Below are 16087 nucleotides of genomic sequence, written 5' to 3' on the forward strand. Positions count from 1 at the left end.
TTGCTTATGCAATGATGGAAGACTTTAAATATTCCAGTTCTTTTCAATGGCCGTAATCTGACTATATACACTTTGGTACTCTGCCTGCTTGAGCGTACACCAAAGCTCAACAAAGGGTTTGCCGAGATATTCTGTTAACAATGGATTGGCTTTGATTAATTTCAGTGCTTGCATTTGCTCAGTTGGCAAGAATACATGCTCACTTTTCAGTTTTAATTGATGCGCTTGTTTCGGTACCGGTAGCTGATGCGTTAGACCATGTAAAGTCCCAATCAACATCATTGTGATCGCCAAATAAGGATTACAATCTGCTCCTGCTACGCGGTATTCCAGTCTCTGATTTTCTTGATCTGAGCACGGAATACGAATCGCCACATTACGATTATTCAGCCCCCAATTGGCTTCAAGGGGCACATGATTGCCAAATTTAAAACGTCTGAAAGAGTTTAGATTAGGTGCTAAAATCGCCATCGAATCAGGCATCAATAACAGTAATCCACTTACTGCTTTTAATAATAGTTCAGACAGCCCATCGCTTACTGAACTAAAAAGATTCTGCTGCTTTTGATCTAAAAGACTCATATGGAAGTGCATACCACTCCCCGCCTTATGCATATCTGGCTTAGCAAGGAAATTAGCTCTTAACCCATGCTGATTAGCAACTTGCTTGATGCTTCGCTTTAACAACATAATCTGATCACATAAAGCTAAAAGATCAGTTGTATGCTGCAGATTAATCTCATATTGCCCAGCAGAAGATTCGGAAACTATTCCTGTGATTTGAATATGCTGCTGTTTTGCAACCACTTCAATCTCATTCAGAATATGTTGATAAGGGTCAGCGCTATTAATATCAAAACACTGACTTATGGGCTCTTCCACAGCTACCAACTCACTTAAAGGCTGTAAATAAAATTCAATCTCTGCTGCGATACAGGGAGAGTAGCCTTGCTGCTGTAATTGGGATAGGGTTTTCTTTAAGATATTTCGGGGCTCAAGTAGACAATCTTGCTGATGATCATCTTTCATACTGAGCAACAGCTGTGCCGTTGTGTTGGGTTCAGTTGCATGCGGTTGCAATGTGCCTAAAACAGGCTCGCAGAAATGATCAGGTTCTCCAATATATTTTCCAAGGCCTGTTTCCTCAATCACTTTACCATCTAAACTCATGGCATAAATCGACAGTGGGAAATAGCAACCTTTACTGAGATTTATTAAACAACCAATATCGATGCGTTTACCACGTAAATGTCCATTCAAATCACATAAATAAATATCAACATGTTGCGTATTCGGATAATGTTTTAGATAGGCTTCGACTTCTTCTATAAATAAATTCTTTATCTGAAGACCATCAAACTCATTGTTCTGCATAGCCGTATCAGTGTACTTTTTAAGCGCAGATGGATGATTGATCTCAACAAGTACAGCACTCATCGCTAAAAGCTCAAGTTATATAGATAGTTTCAGCTTAGTTGAGACCTCCCTAGAAGTAACGTAAACAATGCGTAAACTCTTGGGGTGATCGAATAAATTTCTTATAACTCAGGCAATAAAAAGCGGAGTAAACCTCCGCTTTGATGAGATAAAATCCCTTACTCTACGATGCGAATTGCTTTGAGCTTTCTGATTCTGATCGCCAATTCTTTTAAAGCATAATTGACAAATACTACCAAGATAAAACCAATTACAAATGAACCAATTACATCAAATGGGAAATGCACACCCACAAAAACTCGTGATAAACCGACAATGGCACTGAAGATTAAGCCAATAATGCCAATCTTTTTAAAACCCGCCAATAAATACGAAAACGCGATAATCACAATGGTCAGCGTATGCTGACTGGGGAAAGACGAACTTGAACCATGCCCAATTAACTTATGTCCTAAATCCAGCTGGAATGGACGCGGATGATGATAAAAGAATTCAATAATATCACTTAACAGCAGCGAAAATAGAACAATCACAAGCGCTTTGGCAAAGGTAAGATTGTATATTTTCCACTGGGTCACCAATAAAAAAACCAGAAAACTAATAAATACGGTATTCAGATCCTCCGCTAAAAAAATCGCAAGCTGATCAATCACAGGATTTTCTTTCGCAAAAGAATTCACACTATTAAACAAAGAAATATTTAACTCTTTAAATATCATTTCCTTTTCTATCCACACTATCCCTGAAGATCCATGCGCCCAATATACAGGATAAAAATGAAGAAATTATTAATTTTTTTTATGGTTTATTGTTCATATCTTGCTAAAGGATTAAGCTCACATATCGAGTGAAAAATAAATCTAAATTGTATCAACAAAAACACCAGTAAATAGAATAAACCTCCCCTATTTACTGGTGCTAATTGACTGGAACTTAGAACTTAAATTCTAAACCCGTACCTGCAATCGGTTGCTTATCCTTGGCACTTGCCTGTTCGAATGTTGAGTATCCAGCATAACCATAGACTTTGACTTGCTTATTAAATGAATAATCAGTGCCAAGTAATAATTGTTTGGCATCAAAATCGGCCTCATTGCTTTTAAAGCTGGTGCTATTTTGGCTGTATTGTGCTTTTACAGTCCATTTCGACTGGTTCGGCAATTTATATTCAGCGCCAATCAACCATCCTTGCGAATCATCAATATTGATGGCAGCTTCATCATTCCCCTTTTTGTCCGCCACTTTAGAGGTTTGATAAAGCGTTTTCAGTGCTAATCCCTCAATTGGTGTTAACCGGCCAATCACTCGAACCGTATTCGCTGCTGCAAATACTTCCTCAACCTGAGTCTCCGTTTCTGCAGCATTCAATAGGCCATGCCCCAAGAAATCACTTGGAATAGCCTTATCGTAGCCAACACCGACCAAAAACACAGGATGACTGTAACTCAGCGATGCCGACCATGCATCGCCTAAGCCACGACCAGCCGCATTCACACCACCGCGTTTATCATCTTCAATACCTCTACTCTCACCCGTGGCAAGTAAAACGCTGGCTTCAAAGTTACCCTCTTTAAAAGCAATTTCAGGAGAATCATAGACCACTACATTATTGACACGGTTCTCACCTGTCATAATGCCAGTGATATCCGCTTTATTACTGATGTAGTTATTAAAACTATCTACTGGGCTAGATAAATCTTTTAATGGGGTATTATGTTTTCCGACTTTAAGTGCACCCAATCGGTCATCTTTTAATCCGACAAAACGATTCCGCTGTGACCAATCTGTGCGATCACCATCGGCATAAAATGCCCATTCTGCTAAATAAATCGCACTCAAATGTTCTGTTAACTTCTCTTCGCCCTTAATTCCAAGAAATGAGCTATTGCTATTTACTTTCCATACATCACGGTCTGACGAATTTGCATTTTTTTCTGGTAAATAATCAATACTTGCATCAATTTCTCCATAAAATTTTGGTGCTGCAAATGCAGAACAGGTCGCAATACTCATCACTGTTGCGAGTGCAATTTTCATCTTCATTGTTATCTTCCTAACCATCTAAAAAAAGGTAAAAAAACTCTATTTCGCTCTATTTCAAGCAAAATTTAAAATTAAAGGGGAACGAAAAAATATGAATGCTTTTATATATTTATAGATATAAAAGCATCATCATAATTAGATTTACATATTATAAAATGGAAATACGCCAAATATTAATGCACTGCCCATCAATACGCAGCAGGTAATAAATGCCCATTTCAAAGTGAACTTCTGGTGATCACCCATTTCTACCGCAGCCAAACCACAAAGTAAGTAGGTCGATGGAACCAATGGTGATAACAAGTGAATCGGCTGACCAATAATTGACGCACGTGCAATTTCAACAGGTGCAATACCATAGTGTGATGCAGCTTCAGCCAAAATTGGCAAAACTCCGAAATAGAAAGCATCATTTGACATAAAGAAGGTCAATGGCATGCTCAATACACCTGTAATCGGTGCCAGATAAGGCCCTAAACTTGGCGGAATTACCGCAACGAAGCCTTTGGACATGGCTTCAACCATGCCTGTGCCTGATAAAATACCAGTAAAGACACCTGCAGCAAAGATCACCCCCACAACCGCTAACACGCTATCGGCATGCATCGCAATACGTTTCTTCTGCATGTTCACGCATGGATAGTTCACCACCAATGCAATACAGAAACCCAGCATAAACAGGATCGACATTGGCAAAATCCCTTTTACCAAAGAAGCCATTAACACCAGTGTTAAAATTCCGTTAAACCAACGTAAATGTGGACGTTGTGCTTCTGGATCTTTTGAAATCGAAATATCATCGGCATGGCTAATATCCACCAGCTCAATCACGCCTAAGCGTTTGCGCTCGTACATGCCATACAGATAGGCCAAGAAGAATAACCAAGCAGCCGCCACAATCATCGATGGAATCATCGGAATGAACACTTCACTGGCATCAACTTGTAATGCACTTGCAGCACGGGCTGTTGGTCCACCCCATGGCGTCAAATTCATCACACCACTACAAAGCAACATCAAGCAGGTCATGATCAGTGGATTCATACCGACTCGTTTATAAAGCGGCATCATTGCTGCCACACAAATCATATATGTGGTTGAACCATCACCATCCAAAGAAACCAACAAGGTGAGAAAAACGGTACCCAAAGTGATTTTTAATGGATCACCTTTTACTTTCTTTAAAATCCATCTTACCGAAGGGTCAAATAACCCCGAATCAATCATTAAGGCAAAATATAAAATAGCGAAAAGAAGCATGACGCCTGTTGGTGCGAGCTTTTTAATACCCTCTAACATGGTATTGCCAAGTTCGGCCAATTGAATATGACTTAAGCTGTCAAAATAAAAACCTAAGCCCCAAGCGATAATAGCGAATATGAATGGGATTAAAATTAATGCAACTAATGCACTGAGACGTTTTGACATGATCAAATACATAAAGCACATGATCATGCTGATACCTAAAAAAGTCAGCATTGAATGCAATCCTTAGCATAATAAGTTTTTTTTAATGGGTAGACCCTACCCTAATCCAGCACAAATTCTATGCGATTTAAGTTTAGGTAATTCATTTAATTTAATTATATGCTTAATACACCCATTCACATGAAAAATACCTTAAAAGTATACAAATATACTTTTAATATAAAACTTTAATTATTAATATATTTTTTCAAAAAAACTTAGACCAATCGATCAAAGCACTGGAAGAATAAATAAGCAGAGCTATATCCAGCCAAAATATAGACGCATTATTATGGTGCATTTTTTGATTAAAAAATAACAATTTCCCATCAACCAATAATTAAAACAAATATCATTTATTTATAAAACCACTATTCTGGTTAAAATAAAAACAGGAAAATAACCTCTACGCTGTTACGCTCAAATTATAATAATAATTATTATCAAAGAATATTAAAACAATATTAAAAATTCATATTTTGAGAATAAAACAACTCATTTAAACTCAATTTCATTATTTCTATGTAATCTATATTCATTGGGTGAAATACCCACCCAATTTCGATAGGCTTTTCTAAAATTTGAAGTATCTGAAAATCCTAAACGTTCTGCAATTTCATCGATGCTTAAGCTTGTTGCCAAATACTCATCTGCAAGTCGGCGTCTGGTACTATCCAAAATTTCCTGATAACTGACATCAACATCGGCTAAACGACGGTACAAGGTTCGCTTAGATAGATGTAATTGTTCAGCAATCTGTTGTGCTGTTGGGAAATCACCTACCGCATCTAACAAGATCAAACGAATCGAACGAACTAAATCAGACTCTTGTTCATGCTCCTCTGTACTCAACATCCGTTCACAAAAAGATTGACACATATCTGCGGTAATCGGATTGGCATTGGGACAGGGTTTATCTAGCCAATCGACATCGAAATGCCATTGCAGGACATCTGCATCAAACTCCACTGGGCATCGAAAAACATTTTGATATTCACTGGCATATTCAGGTGCTGGATAAGGTAGTAATAGTTTTTTGGCCTGAAAAGGTGCTTCCAATACACACTCAATCAAGCTTTGTATGGAACTAAACCAAAACTCACACACCAAAGGTAATAGCTTGCCAAGTGCGATAATTTCTTGCCCTTCAAAAATTGCCGTATCATCTTGAATATAAAATGACTTTTTCAGTACAGGTGCTGCCAACTTAATATGACGAATACCAAACTCTACTGCCTGTTGAAAATTTCGAGAACAATAAAGCGCATAACCATAAACCCCAAAGTCGGATAAACGCTGTTTTTGCCCTGCATGCATTCCAATTAAGGGATCTTTAGATAAACGCTGAATCGTTTGAAAAAGCTGTAATTTTTGATAAGGCGACACATGTGAAGCAGCACTATGCAGTGCCTCTTGAGAAATACCTGTGTCTGCTAGTAGCTCTGTCAAGCTATAGCCTTGTTGCTGCATAGCTTCAAGCAGACTGCTTAAACCCAAAACCGGTGTCCCTTGGCCTAACTGCTGTTGGTCATAACGCGCTTCAACCAGTTTTGGATGCAGATCCTGTTTACGCATTTTTTCACCTCATCCTTTGAGTGATGATGCATAATGGCACTAAATTACTTTTTGTTGTCTCAATTTAACATCGACTACAAATCTCATCAATCATAAAGTCTATACTACTAATAAGCATGAAAGGAGCAACAATGACACTTTCAACTTCACAACCTTTGGGTGATGCTGCAATCGAACATATGCTTTCGGTTTTTAATCAACAGCGTGCTGCTTTTAATGCTCAGCCCTATCCTGATCTTGATGATCGACGTCGCAAATTATTTCAAATTAAAAAGCAAATTATCCGTTATCAAGATGTGATCGCGACTGCAATCAATAGTGACTTTAGTTCAAGATCAGTCGACGAATCGAAACTGCTTGATTTGCTCGGTTCAGTACTTGAAGCAGAACATGCGATTCGTCATGTCCGCCGTTGGATGCGACCAAGTAAACGTAGCACTGAATTGCTATTTTTATCCAATCGCTTACGTGTGCAGTATCAACCCAAAGGTGTGGTTGGGGTCATCGTTCCTTGGAACTTTCCAGTTTATCTGGCCTTAGGTCCTTTAATTGCAGCGATTGCAGCAGGTAATCGGGTGATGATCAAACTACCCGAAGTCACGCCTGCCACCAATGCCGTGGTACGACGGATGCTAGCTGAAATTTTCAGTGAAGATGAGGTCGCTGTTTTTGGAGAGGAAATCCTTGATCCGGCACAATTCACCTCGCTACCCTTCAACCATATTGTATTTACCGGCTCACCTGCAATTGGTCGCGTGGTGATGCGCGCAGCCGCAGACAATCTGACCCCTGTGACTTTAGAGTTAGGCGGGAAATCGCCGGCATTGGTAAGTCGTAACTATCCTTTGGCTGATGCGGCAAAACGTGTTTTACACGGCAAGGCGACCAACTGTGGTCAAATCTGTGTCGCGCCCGATTATGCATTGGTACCAAAAGAAAAAATCGACCAATTCGTTACAGAATGCCAAGCGAATTTCACCAGTATGTATGGCAACAATATTCGCAATAATGACAATTACACCTCGATTGTGAATGACCGTCATTTAAAACGTTTACTCGATATCTTGGATGATGCCAAAGCCAAAGGTGCTCAAATCATTGCCTGTGGTGAATATGATCGTGACAAAGATGCACGTCGTATGCCCGTACATATTGTGCTGAATTGCACCCCAGAGATGCGAATTTTAAAAGAAGAACTATTTGGCCCAGTTTTACCTGTGGTTGCTTACGATACAGTGGATGATGCGATTCATTATATTCAAGCAGGTGAACGACCATTAGCTTTATACCTTTTTACTCACGATGCCAATGAACGTGATTACATCTTAAAGCAAACCCATTCAGGGGGTGTAACCCTGAACGACTGGGGTTGGCATGTAGTCAACCACGATGCACCTTTCGGGGGAATCGGAAACTCAGGGATGGGTACTTATCATGGAGAAGAAGGTTTCCGTGAACTTTCCCATGCAAAAACAGTGTTTGCACGTCATCGTTTCTTCCCCACCCAGTTGTTCTATCCGCCATATGGTACTTGGGTGCAAAAGTTGGCCTTACGTTTCTTCTTGAAACAAGGTGACCCAAATATCAAATAAGCTTCGATAATAAAAAAGCCTCATCAAGAGGCTTTTTTATTCTGCAAATGAAAAATGAATTACTTCACAATGCCATCTTGTTGGTATTTCGGTGAACGAGGTCCGTAAAGCAAACCCAAACCAGGGTTATGCTGCGTCGGGGTAAAGAGTTGCGTATTTACCACCGTGGCCAAGGGATAAGCACGATCATTTAAGCTCCCCGCAATTTGTTCAACCAATGCCCCAACCAGCGCAGTGAGTAAATCATTGTTACCACTATTGCTCGATTGCACGGCTTTCTTTTCACCCGTCCAAAGCGTCTCATTGGTTTTTAAATCGACCAGTTTTGCCTCTACACTCACCGTTGCAACACTTTGAATGACTTGATACTGAGAACCATATTCTTTAATTCGAATATAGAGTGCGGCATCAGCACCAAAGATTTCCTGCAATTTCTGTGTTGAAATGCTTTGCGCGTCATGACCATTGGTCACACCGTTCTCTTTAAACATCGAATCCACAACAGAAATTGGAAAAACATAATAACCCGCTTCAGCAACAGGCATAACGACTGTTGGCCAATAGCTATAAGTTGCCTTTACATCAGGAGAATCATTGACAGGCGGTAATACCAAAATAGATTTTGGCATATGTTGTTTATATGCCGTCATATCCTTATTCACTACCGGAGATGATGCACAGCCTGTAACCAGTAAGCCTGCAATCACAAGGTTTGAAACTAAAAATGCCTTGATCATGGCTTTGCAATTCCTCCATTGGCATTCATCTTCTGCAACAAACGATTCATCAATACCGTAGATTCAGGATAAACCTGTCGTTCCAGTTGAAAATATTCAACGGCTTTTTGTGCATTATTCACTTGTAAAGATAACAAACCCAGATGCGCATATAACCCCGGCGGAACGCCCTGATTCTTTGCTTTGGCTTTTTCGATTTCCGCTTCTAACTTGATGATTTGTGCACTCGGTGTGGCTTTTTCTGGTTGGTTATACATCAGATAAGTCTGTTGTGTATAAGAACCCCAACTATATAAAGGTTGAGGCCCAGCAGCACAGCCAACTAATCCGATCATCATCAGACTGCTGAACAGAATTTTTTTCATTTTACAGCGGTCCAATTTTATTGCGCAGTCCAACGATTATTCTGAATATCAGTTACCAAATTGTTGACCGCTTCACGTACTGCTAAATCGAGCACCTTGCCATTCAGGGTCGAGTCATATGAGGCTGTAGAACCAAAACCAAGTACTTCACGCGCACTCAACGCATACTCACCCGCACCTTGTACGGAATGTACAATCTCTGAGGTTTTTACATCGACAATATTCAAGTTCACTTTGGCATAAGCAATTTGCTGTTTACCACGTCCCAAAATCCCGAATAATTGCTGATCTCCAACCTCTTTACGACCAAATTCAGACACATCACCAGTAATCACATAACGTGCACCTTTAATGCTTTGAGTGCTATTGCTAAATCCCACTTCTTGTTTAAGTTCAGACAAATTATCGCGATTTAAAACCGAGAAATAACCAGTTTGCTGTAGATGCGTTTCTGAAATGGTTTTCGCCTGTCCGCCAAGACGATCTACATTATCTGAAAATATGCCTCTCATATAACTTGAGCGATTATCAAACTTACCAATCGAAACCGGTACTTTCACCCCGTTATATTTAATCTGTTGAACTGCTGCCGTCACTTGAGGGCTTTGAATTGATTTTGATGTTTCTGTGGTTGAGCAGGCCATTAAGCCGAAAGCACTGAATACGGTAACCGCTAATAATTTTTTCATTGTCGCTCGATCGGGATAAAGATTAAAAAACGTGAAAATTATAGCTTAAAAACTGTGAACCATCTAACATTTTAAGATTCAAATCCCTTATTTAAACCATCACAAATCATTTTACAATCCAAATAATTAGATCAACTTAAGCAAGATTATTCGCAAAAACGTAACCCGACACCCGCAATGGTAAAAATATACTTTGGCGTAATTGCTGAATCACCGATTTTGGTTCTAAGCTTTTTCACCAAGATACGAAGATAATGGGTATCTTCTTCATGGCTAATGCCCCATAGCTCAGTCATGATCTGTTTTTGTGTAACAATCTTGCCGTGATGACGAATCAATAAAGCCAGCAACTGAAATTCTTTTTTGGTTAAGGTAACCTCCTCGCCTGCCAGTTTGGCTGTATGTTCGGCCACATCGACCCAAAGCTGCCCATCATCAAACACCAGATTATGTTCAGCCTGTTGCGGCTTATTGCGGAACATCACACGAATACGTGCACAAAGTTCCTGAATGCTAAATGGCTTGGTGACATAGTCATTCGCTCCAGCATCTAATAGTTTAATTTTTTGATTTTCATCTGGACGAGCTGACAATACAATTACAGGAATATCTGACCATTGTCGCAACTCAAGCAGCACCGCCTGCCCCTCCATATCGGGTAGGCCCAGATCCAGAATTAACAAATCCGCCCCACGCGTTGCCAAGCTCTCTAATCCTTTCATGCCATTTTCAGCCACATGCACCTGATAGCCCTGTGCACGCAAGGCAATATCCAAAAACTTTCGAATTTGGGGCTCATCATCAATAATCAGAATTGATGCTTGTGAATTGAATGATTGCGGCATAACAATAGTTTTAATCCTGATGAAGTGGTAATCGTATTCTAATTAAGGTGCCCTGACCATATGTCCCAGCAAGTGCTTCGATGCTGCCCATATGTGCCCCAATAATCGCTTTGACAATCGTAAGACCTAAGCCCGTTCCTGTCTTGCCCCGATCACCGCGTTGCATGGTATAAAACATATCAAAAATTTGCTCTCGTTCATCTTCAGGAATTCCAATCCCTTGATCCATAATATCAATTTGCAGGAACTGATGTTCTTGATATACCTTGACCTCAATCGGCACATCATCAGGTGAAAACTTAGCTGCATTTTCCAGCACATTAAAAATGGCCTGTTCAATCAAGGCAGGATGTACATGCAATTGCGGCAAGTCATCTGTCATTTCGACATTAATATTGACCTTCGGTTGATAGCGTTTCAGTCGCTGTGTCGCTGATCCAATTAGTTCTTCTACCCCAATCCAGTCGCGACTGAGACTCAAACCTTGGTGACCGAGTCGGGTCATATCGAGTAAGTTTTGAATATAACGATCCAACCGTTCACCTTCGACATGAATGGTGTCCAATAAGCTTTCACGATCATCCGCTGACATCTGCTCGCCATAATATTTCAGACTATCAGCAGACCCAATCATGGCAGCCAAAGGCGAACGTAAATCATGAGAGACCGATGACAATAATGCCGAACGTAATTTTTCAGTTTCAGCGACCACACGTGAGTTTTCTAACTGTAAAGACAACTGCACCCGTGAAGTCGTTTGCGCAATATCATCGATCATCAATTCCGCTAACCGTTGCTGCTCAAAACTGATGGTTTCGGTTTTTTGATTAAATCGAAGTGCAATCACCCCATAACCTCCCACCAGATTCAATGGATTAAACCACCATTCGGATTGGGTTAAGGTATTGGTAAAGCGCCCACAAGGTTGGGCATTTTTCTGAGTCCAATTGGCCGCGATCTGATCTTTTTCATTCAACAAACTGCTATCACCTAATTCCTGCGTGCCAACTCTCAACCAAACTGTTGCATTTAACGAGCTTTCTAAATGTTGTTTGGCGATATTTAAAACCTGTTCGATATCAACACAGCTCGATAATTTCCGCTCCAACTCCTGCATTTGTAAAGACACCGAATTCGCAGCCCGTAAACTCAAGACCTGAGCACGTAATTGATTGGCTAAGCGCCCCACCAACAAGGCCGAAACGATAAAGATAACGATGGTGATCACGCCCCGTTCAGCACTAATTCTTAAAGTAAATCGAGGTTCAATAAATAAATAGTTATAAAGCAAGAAGCAAATCACAACACTCGAAATGGTGATCAACATCCTCGCCCGCATTGCCACCACCAGCACAGTCACCACAAAAATTAAAGCCAATTCACTATAACCAATAAAATGATCACTCACCATTGCCGCAATTAAGCCCAATAAGACAATCAAAATACTTTCAATGAGCTCACGTGGATTAAAGGTCAAGCCTTGTTCTAACAAAGAAGAACGAGTACTGTCTATCTGTGGCTTAGCCTCATTATTTTTTGCTTTTAAGGGTTGAACAAAAGTGATCTCAAAAGGATGCTGTTTTTCTAAAAGTTGATCGGCAATATGGTCTGAGAACAGACGTTGCCAAAGCGACTTTTTAGGACTTTTACCGAGTAAAATATTGGAGGCGCCATAATCATAGGCCGCCTGTAAAATGGTCGACGCAATATAATTGCTATGTAACAAGTAAGTATCGGCACCCAGTTTACGTGCCAAGTTGAATGCTTTGGTCACTGCTAATGTCTGTGTTGTGGTTTTCTGGCTTTTTTGGATCGAAATCACACTCCACATTGCATTGCGTCTTTCTGCAATACGATGTGCGCGCCGTACCAGATCTTCAGAAAACTCTGAACCGTCAATCGCTAACATCACATGATTTTGAATCGGGATAATCTGCCCCTGCGCAACAAACTTCTCTCGATAATCAATTTCCACTTGCCCTGCAACAGTTTGAATCGCTAAATCACGTAAAGCAGTTAAATGTGCAGGCTTAAAAAATCCCTGTAGCGCATGGGGTGCAACATCGGCGAAATAAATCTTGCCATGATTCATCCGCTCTAATAACTCTGGTACAGGTAGATCCACCAAACGAATATCTTTCAAACGTTTTAACAATGCATCGGGAACCGTTTCACTCACTCGAATACCTGTGATCTGGTAAACCACATCATTCAGACTTTCCAAATGCTGGATATTTAAGGTGCTATAGACATCAATGCCTGCATCCAACAGTTCATTGACATCTTGCCAACGATATTCATGCCGGCTGTTCGGCACATTCCGATGCGCAAGTTCATCCACCAACACAATTTCAGGCTTTAATTTGAGAATTTGATCAAGATCCATCTCTTCCAGCAGGCGACCTTGATATTCCACAGCCTTTTTGGGAATTACATTGAGGCCTTGAATCAACCGCTCGGTATCAGATCGACCGTGGGTTTCGACCACCCCAACCATTACATGCTGACCTTGTTGCATCAGTTCATGCGCTCGAGTCAGCATGGCATAGGTCTTGCCTACGCCTGGTGCTGCACCCAAGAAAATGGTTAATCGTCCAGATTGTTCGCGTTGACTATGAGCCAACCATGCATCTGCTTTGTTATTCCGGTCAATCTGCATAAATGAGGCTCTATCAACGAGATATAGATGACAATTGATCTAAGGCTAAATTCAATTGCAGTACATTGACTCGCGCTTGCCCATATAAACCAAACTGCGCAGGCTGAATCTGTTGTTGCACTAAATCTCGCACTTGTTGCTCTGCTAAATGGCGTAGTTCGGCCACTCGCTTCACCTGTAACAATGCACTTTCAGGTGAAATATCAGGGTCAATCCCACTGCCTGATGCCGTAACCATATCGTTCGGTACCTTCTGCTCTAAAATATGATTGTCTTGAGCAAATTGCACTGTTCTTTCCTTAATTTGTTTTTGTAAATCAGGATTAGAGACCGCTAAATTACTGCCCGCCATCCCATCTACACTGTAACTTACCGCACTAGGGCGGCCATGGAAATATTGTCCACCAACAAAATTTTGCCCCACCAAACTTGAACCCACAATTCTGCCATCAAGTTCGATTAAGCTACCATTGGCCTGCTTCGGAAAAATCAACTGGGCAATCGATACACTCACAGCAGAATATAAGACACCTGCGACAAGGAGCCCCACCAAGATCAAACCAAAGCTTGGACGTAAGATCGAATGTACTGGATTGGATAATGGTAGGTCTTGTTTATTCAATTGCTCATGATTCAATAAAGTATTCATCTCTCACTCCTAAATCCATAATGACACAACAAGGTCAATTAATTTGATCGCGATAAACGGAAAGATCACCCCACCTACCCCATAGATCAACATATTACGGCGTAACAATTGCAATGCACTGGCTGGTTTGAATTGCACCCCTCTCAATGCCAATGGGATCAACATCGGAATAATCAGTGCATTAAAAATCAATGCTGAAATTACTGCACTGCTCGGACTACTGAGCTGCAGGATATTGAGTACCGCAAGTTGTGGAATTGCTACTGCAAACAGTGCAGGTAAGATCACAAAGTACTTGGAGACATCATTTGCCAAAGAGAAAGTGGTTAAGGCGCCACGGGTAATCAATTGCTGCTTGCCAATTTCCACCACATCGAGCAGTTTGGTCGGATCGGAATCCAGATCCACCATATTGCCCGCCTCTTTCGCGGCCTGCGTGCCCGAGTTCATGGCAAGACCAATATCTGCCTGTGCCAAGGCAGGTGCATCATTGGTACCATCACCGACCATTGCCACCAGTTTACCCGCGGCTTGTTGTTTACGGATACAAGCCAATTTATCTTCAGGTTTGGCTTCTGCAATATAGTCATCCACCCCCGCTTCTGCTGCAATCGCTGCTGCAGTCAACGGATTGTCACCTGTAACCATAATGGTTTTAATGCCCATCTCACGTAACAGCGCAAAACGTTGTTTAATACCCTGTTTGATCACATCTGATAGCTCAATCACCCCTAAAATACTGTGATTTGAAGCCACCACCAGTGGTGTTGCACCTTTAGAGGCGACTTGTTCGACACGAGTTTTCAGTTCGACATTGTCTCTGATCTGTTGATGGGTAAAGTTAAGGATGGCATCGACAGCACCTTTACGAATCTTTTGTCCTGTGGCTAAGTCCACACCAGACAAACGTGTTGATGCACTAAACTGGATAAATTCTGCATCTTTGGGCTCTTGGATGCTTTCACCCATTTCTTTACCTAAACTCACCACGGATTTACCTTCAGGGGTTGGGTCAGCAAAAGAAGTTAGCATGGCTGCTTGGCGCAACTCACTTGGACTCACACCCGCCAATGGATAAAAGGCGGTGGCTTGACGGTCTCCGTAGGTAATCGTGCCAGTTTTGTCCAACAGCAACACATCAATATCACCTGCAACTTCAACTGCTTTACCTGATTTAGCTAAGACATTGGCTTTTAAAGCGCGGTTCATTCCTGCGATGCCAATTGCGGGCAGTAATCCACCGATTGTGGTTGGAATCAAACATACCAATAGAGCAATCAACAAGACCATGCTGATTTTAATACCGACCATGGAACCAATAAAAGGTAAGCTTGCCACAACCACAATAAAGGTAATGGTCATGATGTTGAGCAAAATACTGAGTGCAATCTCATTCGGTGTTTTTTGGCGGTTGGCACCTTCAACTAAGGCAATCATACGGTCTAGGAAACTATGACCAGCTTCATTACTCACGCGAATAATAATTTCATCTGACAAAACTTTAGTGCCACCAATCACGCCTGAACGATCCGTATTGGCTTCACGCAATACGGGCGCAGACTCACCCGTAACAGCTGATTCATTGATGGTCGCAAAACCTTGAATAATTTCACCATCCGCCGGGACGATCTCACCTGCTTTGACGATGACAAGATCATCCTTCTTGAGTAAATTTGCAGAAATCGTATTCGGTATCGCATTTAAATCGAGGATACGATTTGCAGTTAAGTTTTCACGGGCTTGACGCAATGATGCTGCTTGTCCGCGGCCTTTGGTTTCTGCAACCGCTTCTGCATAATTAGCAAATAAGACCGTCACCAATAAAATCAAGCTCAGCACCAAACCAAAACCTAAGCTGGTACTGCCCATCACGGTTGCGACAACCGTTAAGATTGTTCCCACCCAGACACAGGCCATCACTGGATTTTTAAAAGCATACTGTGGCAACAGTTTATGAAAAGTTTGCTGAATAATTTCTTTATTCAAAATATCCATTTGTTGTGTCGCATTTGAATGTTTCATTGTTGTC

The 16087-nt window shown here is 41.1% G+C and carries 13 protein-coding genes; 1 reads left to right on the forward strand and 12 read right to left on the reverse strand.

Annotated features, from left to right (window positions below; translation table 11 throughout):
- Window positions 1-24: 24 nt before the first annotated feature.
- The 5 genes from F993_RS17980 to F993_RS17960 form a co-directional block, all read right to left on the reverse strand.
- Window positions 25-1437 (reverse strand): glutamine synthetase family protein, encoded by a 1413-nt coding sequence (locus tag F993_RS17980; protein ID WP_004652280.1) that lies wholly within the window; start codon window positions 1435-1437, stop codon window positions 25-27.
- A gap of 158 nt (window positions 1438-1595) precedes the next feature.
- Window positions 1596-2156: an undecaprenyl-diphosphatase gene (locus tag F993_RS17975; RefSeq protein WP_004652281.1), complete on the reverse strand. Its 561-nt coding sequence runs from the start codon at window positions 2154-2156 to the stop codon at window positions 1596-1598.
- 214 nt (window positions 2157-2370) lie between these two features.
- Window positions 2371-3480 carry a porin gene (locus F993_RS17970; protein ID WP_004652282.1) on the reverse strand — a complete coding sequence of 370 codons (1110 nt, stop codon included), beginning with the start codon at window positions 3478-3480 and terminating at the stop codon, window positions 2371-2373.
- 141 nt (window positions 3481-3621) lie between these two features.
- Complete coding sequence (locus F993_RS17965; protein ID WP_004652284.1) at window positions 3622-4959, reverse strand: CitMHS family transporter; 1338 nt, start codon at window positions 4957-4959, stop codon at window positions 3622-3624.
- A 483-nt stretch (window positions 4960-5442) separates the two neighbouring features.
- Window positions 5443-6522, reverse strand: a complete 1080-nt coding sequence (locus tag F993_RS17960; protein WP_004652285.1) for an AraC family transcriptional regulator — start codon at window positions 6520-6522, stop codon at window positions 5443-5445.
- A gap of 131 nt (window positions 6523-6653) precedes the next feature.
- Between F993_RS17960 and F993_RS17955 the strand changes: the two genes are divergently transcribed.
- Window positions 6654-8114 (forward strand): coniferyl aldehyde dehydrogenase, encoded by a 1461-nt coding sequence (locus tag F993_RS17955; protein ID WP_004652286.1) that lies wholly within the window; start codon window positions 6654-6656, stop codon window positions 8112-8114.
- Between the two features lie 59 nt (window positions 8115-8173).
- Here F993_RS17955 and F993_RS17950 read toward each other — a convergent pair whose 3' ends face one another.
- From F993_RS17950 to kdpB, 7 genes are all read right to left on the reverse strand, one after another.
- Complete coding sequence (locus F993_RS17950; RefSeq protein WP_004652287.1) at window positions 8174-8851, reverse strand: DUF799 domain-containing protein; 678 nt, start codon at window positions 8849-8851, stop codon at window positions 8174-8176.
- Window positions 8848-9216: a DUF4810 domain-containing protein gene (locus tag F993_RS17945; protein WP_004652288.1), complete on the reverse strand. Its 369-nt coding sequence runs from the start codon at window positions 9214-9216 to the stop codon at window positions 8848-8850. The genes F993_RS17950 and F993_RS17945 overlap by 4 nt, the downstream gene beginning before the upstream one ends.
- Before the next feature lie 17 nt (window positions 9217-9233).
- Entirely contained in the window at window positions 9234-9905 is a 672-nt protein-coding gene (locus F993_RS17940) for a CsgG/HfaB family protein (RefSeq protein ID WP_004652290.1), read from the reverse strand.
- A gap of 146 nt (window positions 9906-10051) precedes the next feature.
- Window positions 10052-10750: a response regulator gene (locus F993_RS17935; RefSeq protein ID WP_004652291.1), complete on the reverse strand. Its 699-nt coding sequence runs from the start codon at window positions 10748-10750 to the stop codon at window positions 10052-10054.
- A 10-nt stretch (window positions 10751-10760) separates the two neighbouring features.
- On the reverse strand, window positions 10761-13409 hold the full coding sequence (locus F993_RS17930) for a sensor histidine kinase (protein WP_004652292.1): 2649 nt from the start codon (window positions 13407-13409) through the stop codon (window positions 10761-10763).
- A gap of 13 nt (window positions 13410-13422) precedes the next feature.
- Entirely contained in the window at window positions 13423-14058 is a 636-nt protein-coding gene (gene kdpC, locus F993_RS17925; RefSeq protein ID WP_004652293.1) for a potassium-transporting ATPase subunit KdpC, read from the reverse strand.
- Window positions 14059-14067: 9 nt separating this feature from the next.
- Window positions 14068-16080, reverse strand: coding sequence for a potassium-transporting ATPase subunit KdpB (gene kdpB / locus F993_RS17920; protein WP_004652294.1), 2013 nt, complete (start codon window positions 16078-16080; stop codon window positions 14068-14070).
- Window positions 16081-16087 lie beyond the last annotated feature (7 nt).

The sequence above is a fragment of the Acinetobacter proteolyticus genome, from assembly GCF_000367945.1.
Lineage (GTDB): Bacteria > Pseudomonadota > Gammaproteobacteria > Pseudomonadales > Moraxellaceae > Acinetobacter > Acinetobacter proteolyticus.